We start from the raw sequence: 16,232 nt of genomic DNA on the forward strand, positions 1-16,232 counted from the left end.
TTAGAAGTATCTAGGTGATTTTATACGCTTGCTCTTAAAGATCTCAAACATTAATAAGATTTCGTGAGTACCACTTGTGTAGGGTCTCAAGTCTGATATTGGATATTCATAAGCATAACCTATTCGTAATTGCTTTGAAACTTGAAAATCTGCAAGTGCACTCAATGCTCCAGCACGCTCATCAATTCTATATCCTGCACCAGCCCAAAATTTTTCAAAGAATAAAAAGTTAGCTGTAAGGTCAAAAGATAGAGGTGCACCATTAGTTGCCTTTAGCAATGCTGCAGGTTTGAATTTTGTATTTTCGCTTAAATCAAAAACGTAGCCACCTGTAAAATAATAACTTATTCTTTCTAAGGCTTGAAACTCTGCATCTCCAGTATAATCTGTATTTAAAATTCTAGGAGCAGATAAGCCTAAATACCATTTTTGACTGTGCCAATAGACACCAGTACCTATGTTTGGTTTCCAACGATCTTCAAAACCAAAAATTACTGGATCATTCGCTTGAGATTGCTGAAAATCGGCATCAAGACTATAACTTGTAAATCCAGCTTTTAGACCGAAAGCCAATTTACTTTCTAAACCAGTTGGGATGGTATAAGAAAAGTCACCATATAAATAAGAGAAATTTTGAAAACCTAGTTTATCATTAATAAACGATACTCCTAAACCAACCCTTTCGTTTCTCATTGGTGCGTGAATAGAAAGTGTCTGTGTTTGTGGACCTCCTTCAAGACCTACCCATTGGCTTCTATGTAAACCAACAACACTAAGTGTTTCTCTACTTCCTGCGTAAGCTGGGTTTATAGAAATCGTATTATACATGTATTGAGTAAACTGCGGAAGCTGCTGCGCAACGCCCATCCAACTACTCAGTAGTATAAATGCTATAATGTTAAACTTTACTAATTTCATATAGGTTAAGATTTATTTTGTTGAGACGTAGATCGGTCCTGTTATTGGTCTCAGTCCACTATTCTTTATATTTAGTACATAATAATAAGTTCCTGTTGGAACAAAATCTGAATTTCCTACGGAAGCTTTAGATGAAGTACCATTCCAATCATTTTGGTAATTGAAGTTCTCATATATTTTAGCTCCCCAACGATTGAATATTTGTAATTCATAAACAAATCCACAATCTTCGGTACCAGTAATTGTAAAGAACTCATTAACACCATCAAAGTTAGCTGTCACTGCTTTTGAGATCACTAAATCATCTTCTCCACAAGGTAATACAACACAATCATCATTTAACGTAATGGTTACCGTTGCTTCACCAGGACAAATCCCTTCATAAGTATAAGTAAACTCATAATCTGTTAATTGATCGTCAGTATAATTCCCATCACTATCTAACAAAGAAGTAGGATTAAAGAAGCTACCGTCTATTATAGCACCTCCAGAGGTTACAGTCCAAACACCATCTGGATCATAATCTCCAGTTAATAAGCTAAACAAGTCGAAGTCAAAATCATCGCCAATACACAATTCACCTTCATTGGTTTCTATAGTATTTTCAACACTTACATTAACCGTTTGGGTAAATAAAGATTCGTTACCACATTCATCAGATACAAACCAATCTCTTATAATTGTATAATCGGTTGCTGTACCATCAGACGATGACGTTTCGTTATATTCTACAGTGATATTCGTAGAACAAGCATCTTCAAATACCAGTTCTGGAACTTCCGGAATTTCACTACAAACAACATCAATAGTTTCTACAAATTCACCAACCAATGTTGGAGCAGTTGAATCAATCACGCTAATTATCTGCGTAGCTGTTGTTGTATTTTCACAATCATCTGTTAATGTCCAAGTTCTTGTAATAGTCAAATTATTAGGGCAATCGCCTTCTGTTACCTCATCTGTGAATGTCGCTTCAAGTTCTTCAGAACAATTATCATCTTCATCTGTCACATCTCCAGTTAAGTTAATATCAGATAGATCTTCATCACATTCTAAAGTAACATCTGAAGGTACAGTAAACGTAGGAGCAGTAGTATCTTGAATGGTAATTGTCTGTACTAATGCAGTAGCATTGTCACAATCATCTGTTACTGTCCAAACTCTTGTAATAACATACTCATTTACACAACTACCATCTGTAATAGTATCAACAAATGTCGCTTCAAGTTCTTCGGAACAATTATCCGCTTCATCCGTCACATCTCCAGTTAAAGACACATCTGTAATATCTGCATCACATTCTAAAGCGATATCAGCTGGTACAGTAAATGTTGGTGCAGTGGTGTCTTCTAAAGTAATAGTCTGGATTGCTGTTGTAGTATTTCCACACTCATCGGTCAATGTCCAAGTTCTTATAATTACTGATTCGTTTGCACAGTTACCTTCTGAGATTTCATCAGTAAATATTGCTTCGATTTCTTCGGAACAGTTATCCGCTTCATCTATTACATCTCCAGTTAAAGACACATCTGTAATATCTGCATCACATTCTAAAGTCATGTCTGCTGGAACAGTAAATGTTGGAGCAGTGGTATCCTGAATTGTGATTGTCTGAACTAAAGTTGTCGTATTATCACAATCATCAGTTAACGTCCAGTTTCTTGTAATTACAGATTCGTTTGCGCAATCGCCATCAGTAATAGTATCCTCGTAACTTGCTTCCAAATCTGTAGAACAGTTATCAGCTTCATCGGTTACATTACCAGTTAAGGATGCATCGGTCAAGTCTGCATCACATTCAAGCGTTACATCTGCAGGCACATTAAATGTTGGAGCAGTGGTATCATGAATAGTAATGGTTTGTATTTGATTTGTTACATTTCCGCAGTCATCAGTTAACGTCCAAGTTCTTGTAATTACAGATTCGTTTGCGCAATCGCCTTGGGCAACCGCATCCACAAATGTAGCTTCAAGATTTTCTGAACAGTTATCAGCTTCATTCGTCACGTCTCCAGTTAAGGATACATCAGTCAAGTCTGCATCACATTCTAAAGTCACGTCTGCTGGCACAGTAAATGTTGGAGCAGTGGTATCTTGAATAGTAATGGTTTGTATTTGAGTTGTTACATTTCCGCAGTCATCAGTTAACGTCCAAGTTCTTGTAATTACAGATTCGTTTGCGCAATCGCCTTGGGCAACCGCATCCACAAATGTAGCTTCAAGATTTTCTGAACAATTATCAGCTTCATCCGTCACATCTCCAGTTAATGATACATCAGTCAAGTCTGCATCACATTCTAAAGTCACGTCTGCTGGCATAGTAAATGTTGGAGCAGTGGTATCTTGAATAGTAATGGTTTGTATTTGAGTTGTTACATTTCCGCAGTCATCAGTTAACGTCCAAGTTCTTGTAATTACAGATTCGTTTGCGCAATCGCCATCAGCAACTGTATCAAGATAACTAGCTTCTAATTCTCCTGAACATAAATCAGTTTCATCAGTGATGTCACCTGTTAAAGTAATATCGGTTGGATCTTGATCACATTCAATTGTAATATCTGCAGGCACCGTAAATGTTGGAGCTGTCGTATCTTCTATAGTCAAAGTCGCTGTTAAGGTTGCTGAGTTCTCACATTCGTCTGTTATGGTGTAAACAACGGTTAACGTTCCACTTTGCCCACAAGTCACTACATAATTATTAAAATCAAAATCTGAAGTCACTGTTACAGATATATCATCTGCACAGGCTTGTAATGCGACAATATTGTTATCGTTCCAATCGCTTGCGAGTGTTGCATTTTCATCACCAACACATTCTATAGTTTCGTCATCAACGTCACAATTAGATAAATCTGGAATTGTTTCATCACCAAAAGTTAAAGTGGCAGTAAGAACTGTTGCATTTCCACAGTCGTCAGTAATGGTATAGTTTACAGTTATTGTTCCACAAGGTCCACAAACCGTATTTAAATTGTTAAAGTCATAATCTGAAGTTACCTGACCAGTAAAATCTGTATCACAAGAATCTACAGCACAAACTTCAAGCGCAGCAATATTCGCAGCATTCCAAGCATCTGCTAATGATTCGTTCTCAGTTTCGTCACATTCTAAAGATGTATTTTCTACTGTACATCCAGTTACATCTGGAGCAGTGGTATCTTCTAAGGTTAAGGTCGCGGTTACTGTTGATGAGTTGCCACAATCGTCAGTTATTGTATACGTAACTTCGATTGTCCCACCCAAACCACATGTTGTTACCAGGTTGGTGTAGGCAAAATCTGAGGTCACTTGATTATTAAAATCAATATCACAATTATCTGCTCCACAATTCTCTAACGCTGAAATATTAGCAGTATTCCAATCGTTTGCCAATTGTTCATTATTATCGCCAGAACACTCTATTGATGTATCTATAACTGAACAATTATCTAAGTTTGGAGGCGTAGTATCTTCTAAAGTTAATGTTGCATTTAATGTTGTAACATTATTACAATTGTCTGTAATTGTATAGACTACTGAAATTGTTCCACCTTGACCACATGTACTAACCAGATTAGCATAAGCAAAATCAGAAGTGATCTGACCACTTAAATCTGTATCACAAGAATCACTAATACAGTTTTCCAATGCTGAAATATTGGCAGTATTCCAATCGATTGCTAATTGTTCGTTATCATCACCAGAACATTCGATAGACTCATCTGTTACAGAACAGTTATCTAAGTTTGGAGGCGTTGTGTCTTCTAAAGTAAGCGTAGCTGTTAAAGTTGTCGTATTTCCGCAGTCATCAGTAATAGTATAGATAACAGCGATAGTTCCTCCTTGGCCACACGTTGTTACCAAGTTAGAATACGCATAATCTGTAGTCACTTGACCGTTCAAATCTGTATCACAAGAATCTGTTCCACAATCCTCTAAAGCAGCAATGTTAGCAGCATTCCAATCGTTTGCCAATTGTTGGTTATCAGTACCAGAACATTCAATAGCTGTATCAGTAACTGAACAGTTGTCCAAGTTTGGAGGCGTGGTATCTTCTAATGTAAGCGTAGCTGTTAATGTTGTTGCATTTCCGCAGTCATCGGTTATCGTGTACACTACAATGATATTTCCACCTAATCCACAAGTAGAAGTTAGATTAGTATAGTCGTAATTTGAAGTCACTGTGATCCCAAGATCATCGGCACAATTTTCTAATGCTGAAATATTAGCAGCATTCCAGTCGTTTGCTAACTGTTCATTATCAGTACCAGAACATTCTATTGTGTCATTTTCAACTGAACAATTTGATAAGTCTGGAATTGTACCATCATCAAAAGTTAGGGTAGCTGTTAATGTTGTAGCATTACCACAATCATCAGTAATGGTGTATGTAACGTTTATTGTACCACATGGACCACAAGTCGTATTTAAGTTTTCAAAATTATAATCTGAAGTCACTTGACCATTAAAGTCTGCATCACAAGCATCTAGAGCACAAGCTTCAAGCGCAGCAATATTCGCAGCATTCCAGGCATCGGCAAGTGATTCGTTTTCAGTTTCATCACATTCTAACGTTGTGTTTTCTACAGTACATCCTGTTAAGTCTGGAGCTACTGTATCTTCTAAAGTAAGCGTAGCTGTTAGTGTTGCTGTATTTCCGCAGTCATCATTGATTGTGTAAATGACTTCGATTGTTCCGCCAAGACCACAAGTTGACACTAAATTAGTATAAGCGTAATCTGATGTGACCTGACCGTTAAAATCTGTATCACAACTATCAGCACCACAATTTTCTAAAGCAGCGATGTTTGCAGCATTCCAATCGTTTGCCAATTGTTCGTTATCGTTACCTGAACATTCGATAGACTCATCAGTAACTGAGCAGTTATCTAAGTTTGGAGGCGTTGTATCTTCTATAGTTAACACTGCATTTAAAGTAGATGCGTTACCACAATCATCAGTGATGGTATAAGTTACTTCAATCGTACCACCTTGACCACAAGTTGACACTAAATTAGTATAAGCGTAATCTGATGTGACCTGACCGTTAAAATCTGTATCACAACTATCAGCACCACAATTTTCTAAAGCAGCAATGTTAGCAGCATTCCAATCGTTTGCCAATTGTTGGTTATCAGTACCAGAACATTCGATAGCTGTATCAGTAACTGAGCAGTTATCCAAGTTTGGAGGTGTTGTGTCTTCTAAAGTTAAAACTGCATTTAAAGTAGATGCGTTACCACAGTCATCAGTAATTGTGTAAATCACTTCGATTGTTCCACCTTGACCACATGTTGATACTAAGTTCGTGTATGCGAAATTTGAAGTCACTTGACCGTTAAAATCTGTATCACAACTATCAACACCACAATCTTCTAAAGCAGCAATGTTAGCAGCATTCCAATCGTTGGCTAATTGCTCATTATCGTCACCAGAACACTCGATAGCAGTATCAGTAACTGAGCAGTTATCTAGGTTTGGAGGTGTTGTATCTTCCAATGTTAAGGTAGCTGTTAAGGTTGTTGCATTTCCGCAGTCATCTGTAATGGTGTATACCACGGTAATTGTGCCACCTAATCCACAAGTAGGGGTGAGATTAGTATAGTCGTAGTTTGAAGTCACCGTGATACCAAGATCATCAGCACAATTTTCTAATGCTGAAATGTTAGCAGCATTCCAATCGTTAGCCAATTGTTCGTTATCATTACCAGAACATTCAATTGAATCATCGGTTACTGAACAATTTGATACATCTGGAATTGTACCATCATCAAAGGTAAGGGTAGCAGTTAAAGTTGTAGTATTGCCACAATCATCAAGAATGGTGTAGGTAACGTTTATTGTTCCACAAGGCCCACAAGTTGTGTTCAAATTGTCAAAGTCATAATCTGAAGTCACTTGACCAGTAAAATCTGTATCACAAGAATCAACAGCACAAGATTCAAGTGCAGCAATGTTTGCAGTATTCCAAGCATCTGCCAATGACTCATTTTCGGTTTCGTCACATTCTAAAGTGGTGTTTTCTACTGAGCATCCTGATAAATCTGGTGCTATAGTATCTTCTAAGGTCAACGTTGCTGTTAAGGTAGTTGCATTTCCGCAGTCATCGGTAATTGTATAAATAACTGGAATTGTACCACCTTGGCCACAGGTTGTTACCAAGTTAGAATAATCAAAATCTGAAGTGACTTGACCATTAAAATCTGTATCACAAGTATCTGTTCCACACGATTCAAGAGCAGCAATGTTAGCAGCATCCCAATCGTTAGCTAGTTGTTCGTTATCGTCACCAGAACATTCAATAGATTGATCTGTAACTGAGCAGTTATCTAGGTTTGGAGGTGTTGTATCTTCTAGAGTTAATATTGCTGTAAGTCTTTCGAAATTACCACAATCATCTGTAATTGTGTACACGACTTCAATCGTTCCACCTTGACCACACGTTGATTCTAAATTAGAATACGCATACGTTGAAGTGACTTGACCTGTGAAATCTGTATCGCAAGAGTCTGTTCCGCAATTTTCTAATGCTAAAATATTAGCAGCATTCCAATCGTTAGCCAGTTGTTCGTTATCATTACCAGAACATTCGATAGATGTATCGGTAACTGAACAGTTATCTAAATTTGGAGGCGTTGTATCTTCTAAAGTAAGCGTAGCTGTTAACGTTGTTGCATTTCCGCAGTTATCTGTAATTGTATATATTACCGTAATTGTACCACCTTGACCACAAGTAGACATTATATTGTCATATTCATAGTTAGACGTTACTACTACACCAAAATCATCAGCACAATTTTCTAATGCTAAAATATTAGCAGCATCCCAGTCGTTGGCTAATTGTTCGTTATCATCACCAGAACATTCTATTGATTCATCGGTTACTGAACAGTTGGACAAATCTGGAATTGTACCGTCATCAAAAGTTAAGGTTGCAGTCACAGTTGATGCATTACCACAATCATCAGTAACTGTATATGTTACGTTTAGTGTTCCACATGGTCCACAAACAACGTTAAGATTATTATAGTCATAATCTGATGATACAGATAAATCACTATCACAAGTATCTGTTGCACAAGCTTGCAATGTAGCGATGTTGGCAGCATTCCAAGCTTCTGATAGAGTTTCGTTGTTATTTTCTGTACACTCTAAAGTTGAATTTTCTACGGAACAATTTGTCACATCTGGCGCAATTGTGTCCACTGTAGAAATTGTTTGCGTATCTGAAACCGTATTTCCGCAATCATCTGTAGCTGTCCAGGTTCTTGTTATTGTCTGGGTATTGCCACAATTTGCAATTGAGCTGTCTGTGTATGTGATCGTTACGTTTCCGCAGGTATCGTTAGCAGTTGCCTCACCTGTATTTGCAGGCTCTGTGCTTTCTGTACATTCTACGGTTACATCTGCTGGAACAGATAATGTTGGTGCTTCGTTATCTTCGATTACTACCATTTGAATCCCGGAAACTGAGTTCCCACATTCGTCTGTAGCTGTCCATGTCCTCGTTATGGTCTGGGTATTGCCACAATTGTCAACAGTGGCATCTGTATAGTCAATGGTTACGTTTCCGCAGGTATCGCTAGCAGTTGCTGTTCCTGTATTTTGTGGATCTGTATCAGCTCCACATTCCATTGTCTTGTCTCCAGGAATTGTAATTGTTGGAGGTGTTGTGTCAAGGACATTTATGGTTTGCGTATCTGAAACCGTATTTCCGCAATCATCTGTAGCTGTCCAGGTTCTTGTTATGGTCTGGGTATTGCCACAATTTGCAATTGAGCTGTCTGTGTATGTGATCGTTACGTTTCCGCAGGTATCGTTAGCAGTTGCCTCACCTGTATTTGCAGGCTCTGTGCTTTCTGTACATTCTACGGTTACATCTGCTGGAACAGATAATGTTGGTGCTTCGTTATCTTCGATTACTACCATTTGAATCCCGGAAACTGAGTTCCCACATTCGTCTGTAGCTGTCCATGTCCTCGTTATGGTCTGGGTATTGCCACAGTTGTCAACAGTGGCATCTGTATAGTCAATGGTTACGTTTCCGCAGGTATCGCTAGCAGTTGCTGTTCCTGTATTTTGTGGATCTGTATCAGCTCCACATTCCATTGTCTTGTCTCCAGGAATTGTAATTGTTGGAGGTGTTGTGTCAAGGACATTTATGGTTTGCGTATCTGAAACCGTATTTCCGCAATCATCTGTAGCTGTCCAGGTTCTTGTTATTGTCTGGGTATTGCCACAATTTGCAATTGAGCTATCTGTGTATGTGATCGTTACGTTTCCGCAGGTATCGTTAGCAGTTGCCTCACCTGTATTTGCAGGCTCTGTGCTTTCTGTACATTCTACGGTTACATCTGCTGGAACAGATAATGTTGGTGCTTCGTTATCTTCGATTACTACCATTTGAATCCCGGAAACTGAGTTCCCACATTCGTCTGTAGCTGTCCATGTCCTCGTTATGGTCTGGGTATTGCCACAGTTGTCAACAGTGGCATCTGTATAGTCAATGGTTACGTTTCCGCAGGTATCGCTAGCAGTTGCTGTTCCTGTATTTTGTGGATCTGTATCAGCTCCACATTCCATTGTCTTGTCTCCAGGAATTGTAATTGTTGGAGGTGTTGTGTCAAGGACATTTATGGTTTGCGTATCTGAAACCGTATTTCCGCAATCATCTGTAGCTGTCCAGGTTCTTGTTATGGTCTGGGTATTGCCACAATTTGCAATTGAGCTGTCTGTGTATGTGATCGTTACGTTTCCGCAGGTATCGTTAGCAGTTGCCTCACCTGTATTTGCAGGCTCTGTGCTTTCTGTACATTCTACGGTTACATCTGCTGGAATTGTTAAGTCTGGGGCAGACGTATCTGTTATTGTAATATTTTGATTCTCTGTTGCTGTATTGCCACAATCATCTGTAACTGTAAAGGTTCTTCTTACCACTATAGTACAAGATGTAGAGGATAGAACAACATCTATATATTTTACGTCTTGAATACCAAGATCATCACTAATGTTATAATTAGGATTAGAATCGAATGTAGATTTTACATTACCAGAAAGTGTTGTACTGAAAGGAAATAAAGCAGATGCACTGTTAATATCGTTTGTGCCACAACCAAATAAATCTAATTCCGAAGGTACAGAGATTGTTGGGTTTTCTGTATCTATTGATTCAACTTCAAAAATTAATTCAGCTTCACATCCAGCAGAATCTGTAACAGTTACGGTATATGTTCCTTGTGATATACTTAATAAATCTTCTGACGTTGAACCATTACTCCATGTATAATTATAAGGTAGCTGGCCTCCAGAAACTGTGATATCAATAGCTCCAGTATTATCATTCGGACAATTTGCGTTTGTAACACTACCATTTAGAGTTAAGTCTTCTAATGAAATTGTTGTACCATTTGGAAACGTATTACAACCTGTGTATAAGTTATACACATAAACAGTATAAGTTCCTGCTGATAGTCCAGTAAAATCTGGAGAGGATTGGTAATTAATGTTGTCTATAGAATATTGATATTCTTCACCCAATGGGGCAGTTACAGTGATTGTTTTATCATTGTTATTTGCATCACATTCAATTGTTAAAGATGGTGAATCTGGTTTATCAACAACATTAAGAGTTACTGTAGCACTATCACAGACCTCCTGATTAGGAGCAGGCAAACATACTTGATAATCGAAAGTAACTGGACCAACATAACCATTTGATGGCGTATATTGATAAGTCCCATCAGAATTCAATGTAAATGACTGCCCAGCTGGAGATGGTCCTGACGCCAATGAATACGTTGAGCCAATAGGAGAAGAATTAGCAGCATCTATTTTTCCGTTATAAGTGTTATCTATACAGCTAGTCTCATTGTTATCTATTGCATACTTTTGTAAAATGAAAAATTTTCCATCAGCTGGATCGTTTGTAGCAGCTGTGAAAATGATCTTGGTTATTTTTGAACCTGTTGGAGCAATGTCATCAAGATAAAACAAAGCGATACCTATTGTACCATTGTTTTGATTCACTCTTCCAGATTTCCAATAATCAACTTGACCACTTGGAGGTGGTGGGGCAAATACAGGTCCCGATTGAGCAGGCCCATATGGTTGAACAAATGTTTGACCTAAAAGTGACTCAGGCCCACCACCAACAGGAATGCCATAAAGAGCGACGTGAATACAATTATTAGCATTTCTTTCGGTAACAGCAAAAATACCACCTTCATTTGAGGGGATAGCTGGACTATAAAAAATGGTTTGTTTCTGAGAATCTGTAGTTGCAATTTTATTATATTGTTTACAAATATTTCTACCATTTTTATTTGCTGTAAAATAATTGTTTAAGTTTTTTGATTGAAATGCTGCTGTAGCTTGACTATTCCAGTTTGGTAGGGCACTACTAGATGAAACTAATACTCCATTATTTAAAATACCATTATCGGAATGTCCAAAATGACCAAGTTGTGTCATTTCATAAGAAGATGGAACGACAAATTTGTCAAAAACAGTTCCATCTATAGTAATGGATTGGATTGTAGCAGATTGTATAGGTAGGGTTTGGGTGTCTTCCCATTGAAATGTAACGCCAGATTGAATTGACTCTGCCTGAGCATTAAGTTTTGAAACAGAAAACAATGCCAAAAGTATAGATACATAAAGTACAGTAATGCTTATATTTTTAAAATTAGTTTTGACACCAACTTTAGTATATACGTTTTTATGTAATTGGGAGAATTGAGTATTTTTTTTCATACACCCTAAAAGTTTATTTTTTAAAATTGTTTTCAAAATGAACAGGCAGTATATGCGTGACTATTTTGTTATTATTAACTTCATCAAAAATTTATCTACGTAAATTTTAAGGTTTAGGTTTAAAATTTGTTATGATAAAATTTTCTTTTCGCTTTGCGATTTTTTGTTTTGTTGGTTTAATATTTTAATTCAATCAAGCTAAATTGCTTAATGTGATAAAAAAATATTCTGAGGGAAGTGTATTGGTATTGAATACCAACGTATTGGATTTATTAATATATTTTTGATTTGGGGTCATAAATATTATATTTAATGTGAACAAAAAAACTCATTACTAATGCATTTATCAAATATAAATGATAAAGGGCGCAAAATACTCGTTAAAACGGAATTATGCAACATTTTATCGATAAAAAATGCATTTAATCGGATATGATATGAAGACACTTATATTAGTTAGGCATGCAAAATCATCATGGGAATATGATGTGAGCGATAAAAAAAGACCATTAAAAAAAAGGGGGAAAAGCGATGCCAAGTTGGTGTCTAAGAGATTTCAGCAAAAATCAATAACACCAGATTTTGTATTCTCAAGTCCTGCAAATAGAGCATTAACCACGTGTAGGATTTTTAGTAAAGTTCTAAATTTAAATGAAAACACCTTAAAAATTGAAGAGGAGTTGTATGATTTTGGAGGAGAGTCTGTAATTAATTTTATTAAAACTATAGATAAAAAAATCAAGTTATTATGATTTTTGGACATAATCATGCTTTCACATCTATTTGCAATATATTTGGCAATAATTTTATTGATAATCTGCCAACAAGTGGATTGGTTGTGATAGACTTTGATATAGATTCATGGGAAAATATCAAAAAAGGAGTGACAAGATTTTCAATATTTCCAAGAGATTTAAAATAATGACAAAAGATAAAAATAGCTACATAAATAGAGAGTTAAGCTGGTTACAATTCAATGAACGTGTTTTACAAGAAGCAGCAGATGAAAGCGTCCCTTTAATTGAACGTTTTAGGTTTTTAGGGATATTCTCTAATAATCTTGACGAGTTTTTTAAAGTACGCTATGCTACTATCAAACGAATTGATGATGCTGGCAAAGGAGGAAAAAGTGAGTTGGGCATAAAGGCTTCAGAACTTTTAGACATCATCACCCAAGTTGTGATTAAGCATCAAAGTCAAAGTTTGGATATATTAAGCAACATCCAAAAAAAGTTGGAAAAAGAAGACATTTATATTATTGATGAATCTTGTGTTGAGGAAGTGCATCACGTATTTATAAAAAATTACTTTATCCAGCAGGTAAGTCCAGCTTTAGTGACCATAATTTTAAATGATTCTTTAGAGCTCCCTGTTTTGAAGGATATATCTGCCTATTTAGCAGTTAAAATGGAGCTTACCAGCGGAAATAAACAATATGCACTTCTGGAAATTCCTAAATCTATGGATCGCTTTATTGAGCTTCCATCGGTCGGTGGAAAGAGTTATATTATGATTCTTGATGATTTATTGAGGTACTGCTTAGATGATATCTTTAATATTTTTAGTTATAAAAACATAACGTCTAATATGATCAAAATCACAAGAGATGGTGAGTTGGATTTTGATAGTGATTTAAGTAAAAGTTTTATTGAAAAAATATCTGACAGTGTAAAAGACCGTCAAATTGGCGATCCAGTGAGATTTGTTTACGATCAAACCATTGATAAAGAAACGTTATCTTATCTTATGTCTAAAATGGGAATAGAATCTACAGATAGTGTTATACCTGGAGGTCGTTACCATAATAGACGTGATTATATGGATTTTCCAAGTCTTGGTAGAACAGATTTGCTTTATAAAAAAATCAAGCCTTTACAGGTTAAAGATCTTAGTATCCAGAACAGTATTTTTACGTCTATAGCAAAAAAGGACTATCTCCTTCATACGCCTTATCAGACATTTTCTTATGTTGTAAAATTTTTAAGGGAAGCAGCACTTGATCCTCAAGTAAGATCTATAAAAATTACAATCTATAGACTCGCTCAAATATCACACATCGCCAGTTCACTTATAAACGCAGCTAAAAACGGTAAAAAAGTTACGGTTGTTATAGAATTGAGAGCACGTTTTGACGAGCAGGCAAATATTGATTATGCAGAGCAAATGCAAGATGAAGGTGTGAATCTTTTATTTGGCGTTGCAGGATTAAAAGTTCATAGTAAAATTTGTGTTATCGAACGAGAAGAAACTAATGTTCTCAAAAAATATGGTTTTATAAGTACTGGTAATTTTAATGAATCTACAGCAAAGGTTTATACAGATTTCACATTATTTACTTCAGATCAAAAAATATTAAAAGACGTCAACAAAGTATTTAGCTTCTTTGATATCAATTATAAAATATATCGTTACAAACATATTATAACCTCTCCACATTATACAAAATCAAAATTGTTTGCTCTTGTAGATACTGAAATTGAAAATGTAAAAAAAGGAAAACCAGCTTTCATCAAACTGAAGCTCAACAGTATTTCAAGTTATAAGATGATCGATAAACTTTATGAAGCTAGTAGAGCAGGAGTAAAAATCCAGATGATTGTTAGAGGTATTTGTTGTTTGATTCCTGGGGTTAAGGGAATGAGCGAAAACATAGAGGTCATAAGTATTGTAGACAAATTTTTAGAGCACACGCGATTATATGTATTTTGCAATAATAATGATCCTAAGGTTTACATTTCTTCAGCAGATTGGATGTCCAGGAATATTGAAAATAGAGTGGAAGTGAGTTGCCCAATTTATCAAGAAGACATAAAAACAGATTTACTTGAAGTTTTTGATATCTGTTGGAAAGATAATGTCAAAGCTAGAATTATTGATAGTGAACAAAGTAATGACTATAGAAAAAACAATAAACCTAAAGTAAGAGCTCAATTTGCGCTTTATGATTATTTTAAAGAAAAACTGAATTCATAATATGTTAACCATCAAAAAATATGCTGCAATAGATATTGGTTCTAACGCAGTAAGGCTTTTAATTTCTAGTATTATTGAACAAAAGGACCGACCCGTAAAGTTTAAAAAAACATCTTTGGTTCGTGTGCCTATCAGGTTAGGGTCTGATGTGTTTTTAAACGGAGAAATTTCCGAAGAAAATAAAAAACGCATGCTCGACACCATGATTGCGTTTAAATTATTGATGAAATCCCATAAGGTTGTGGCCTATAAAGCTTGCGCAACATCTGCAATGCGTGAAGCAAATAACGGGAGCGAGGTGGCAAAACTTATTAAAAAAACAGCCAAAATTAATATTGATATCATTGGAGGTGAAGAAGAAGCAGCTATAATCGCTGCTACAGATTTACACTCGTACATAAAAGAGGACAAAACGTATTTATACGTTGATGTAGGAGGTGGTAGTACTGAATTTTCTGTAATACATTTGGGAAATACCGTTGCATCAAAATCCTTTAAGATAGGAACTGTAAGATTGCTTAACGATATTGTAAAGAAAGAAGATTGGATAGAGCTGGAAAATTGGATCAAAGCAAATACAAAAGGTTACGACGTAGTCGATTTAATAGGCTCGGGTGGCAACATTAATAAGATTTTCAAGATTTCTGGTAAAATGTTAGGTAAGCCATTAACTTACTTCTACCTAACATCCTATTATAATAAACTTCAAACATATTCTTACGAGGAGCGTATAACAGAACTGGAGCTCAACCAGGATAGGGCAGATGTGATTATACCTGCAACGAGAATTTATTTATCTGCGATGAAATGGAGTGGGGCAAAAGATATTTACGTCCCAAAAATCGGTCTTGCAGATGGTATTATCAAGAGCGTTTATTTTAAAACTGTATCTAGTGTAGCGCTTTGATTTTTTTTGTTTCTTCTGAATAATTTAGTGACTCAAAACCAATTATAGTTTTTTAGTTTTAAATTTCATCATATATTTACACTCTCAAATCTTTGCTAAAAGCTAGCACAACTTTGAGGTTAATCACTTTAAAATGATAAACCTAATTTAAAATACCATGAAAATAAAATCATTTTTACTTACAGTTTTATTTATCTCAGTAACGACTTTATCCTTTTCACAGGAAGTAAGTTACGGTGTTAGATGCGGATTGAATATCTCTAATCTAGACTTTGAGCCAGATGCGACTTTTGATAACCAACACAGAAACGGATTTGCCTTTGGAGGCTTCGTTGACTACGGAATTTCAGATAATTTTTCCATTCAACTGGAAATACAATATTCTGCTGAAGGCGGAAAGTCAGACGAGTTAAGAGCAGATTATATTCAAATGCCAATCATGGCGCGTATTGGATTAGGTGATAAATTTACGATAGGCGTTGGCCCAATGGCGAGTTTAAAGACTTGGGAGGATCGTGATGGTTTTGCAACATTTACATTCTCTGGAGTTGGAGGTATCGAATATATGATTACAGATGAGCTGTTCGTTGACGCAAGAGTGCACTACGGTTTAAGCAATATTCTTGATGAGGATTTAACCGATTTGGAAGCACAAAACACGACATTCCAATTTGGATTTGGAATTAGAATCTAAATAAAGAAA

General features: G+C 36.1%; 6 protein-coding genes. 4 read left to right on the top strand and 2 right to left on the bottom strand.

The annotated features are described in order from the left end of the window. Positions 1-918, bottom strand: coding sequence for a type IX secretion system membrane protein PorP/SprF (locus GQ40_RS04040; RefSeq protein WP_047545986.1), 918 nt, complete (start codon positions 916-918; stop codon positions 1-3). 12 nt (positions 919-930) lie between these two features. Next, complete coding sequence (locus GQ40_RS04045; RefSeq protein ID WP_047545987.1) at positions 931-11,649, bottom strand: gliding motility-associated C-terminal domain-containing protein; 10,719 nt, start codon at positions 11,647-11,649, stop codon at positions 931-933. 437 nt (positions 11,650-12,086) lie between these two features. Here GQ40_RS04045 and GQ40_RS17885 point away from each other — a divergent pair, with 437 nt between their 5' ends. The 4 genes from GQ40_RS17885 (at position 12,087) to GQ40_RS04065 (ending at position 16,223) form a co-directional block, all read left to right on the top strand. Then, positions 12,087-12,401: a SixA phosphatase family protein gene (locus tag GQ40_RS17885; protein ID WP_316931456.1), complete on the top strand. Its 315-nt coding sequence runs from the start codon at positions 12,087-12,089 to the stop codon at positions 12,399-12,401. A gap of 169 nt (positions 12,402-12,570) precedes the next feature. After that, on the top strand, positions 12,571-14,622 hold the full coding sequence (ppk1, locus tag GQ40_RS04055) for a polyphosphate kinase 1 (RefSeq protein WP_047545988.1): 2,052 nt from the start codon (positions 12,571-12,573) through the stop codon (positions 14,620-14,622). Between the two features lies 1 nt (position 14,623). Further along, complete coding sequence (locus GQ40_RS04060) at positions 14,624-15,529, top strand: Ppx/GppA phosphatase family protein (RefSeq protein ID WP_047545989.1); 906 nt, start codon at positions 14,624-14,626, stop codon at positions 15,527-15,529. Between the two features lie 157 nt (positions 15,530-15,686). Continuing rightward, on the top strand, positions 15,687-16,223 hold the full coding sequence (locus GQ40_RS04065) for a porin family protein (RefSeq protein ID WP_047545990.1): 537 nt from the start codon (positions 15,687-15,689) through the stop codon (positions 16,221-16,223). Positions 16,224-16,232: the final 9 nt, after the last annotated feature.

Origin of the sequence: Psychroserpens sp. Hel_I_66, from assembly GCF_000799465.1 — a bacterium.
Taxonomy (GTDB): Bacteria; Bacteroidota; Bacteroidia; order Flavobacteriales; family Flavobacteriaceae; genus Psychroserpens.

What these genes read in the sequence shown, in the direction of transcription:
- GQ40_RS04040 (WP_047545986.1), bottom strand. Translation starts at nt 918, where the DNA reads ATGAAATTAGTAAAGTTTAACATTATAGCATTTATACTACTGAGTAGT.
- GQ40_RS04045 (WP_047545987.1), bottom strand. Translation starts at nt 11,649, where the DNA reads ATGAAAAAAAATACTCAATTCTCCCAATTACATAAAAACGTATATACT.
- GQ40_RS17885 (WP_316931456.1), top strand. Translation starts at nt 12,087, where the DNA reads ATGAAGACACTTATATTAGTTAGGCATGCAAAATCATCATGGGAATAT.
- ppk1 (WP_047545988.1), top strand. Translation starts at nt 12,571, where the DNA reads ATGACAAAAGATAAAAATAGCTACATAAATAGAGAGTTAAGCTGGTTA.
- GQ40_RS04060 (WP_047545989.1), top strand. Translation starts at nt 14,624, where the DNA reads ATGTTAACCATCAAAAAATATGCTGCAATAGATATTGGTTCTAACGCA.
- GQ40_RS04065 (WP_047545990.1), top strand. Translation starts at nt 15,687, where the DNA reads ATGAAAATAAAATCATTTTTACTTACAGTTTTATTTATCTCAGTAACG.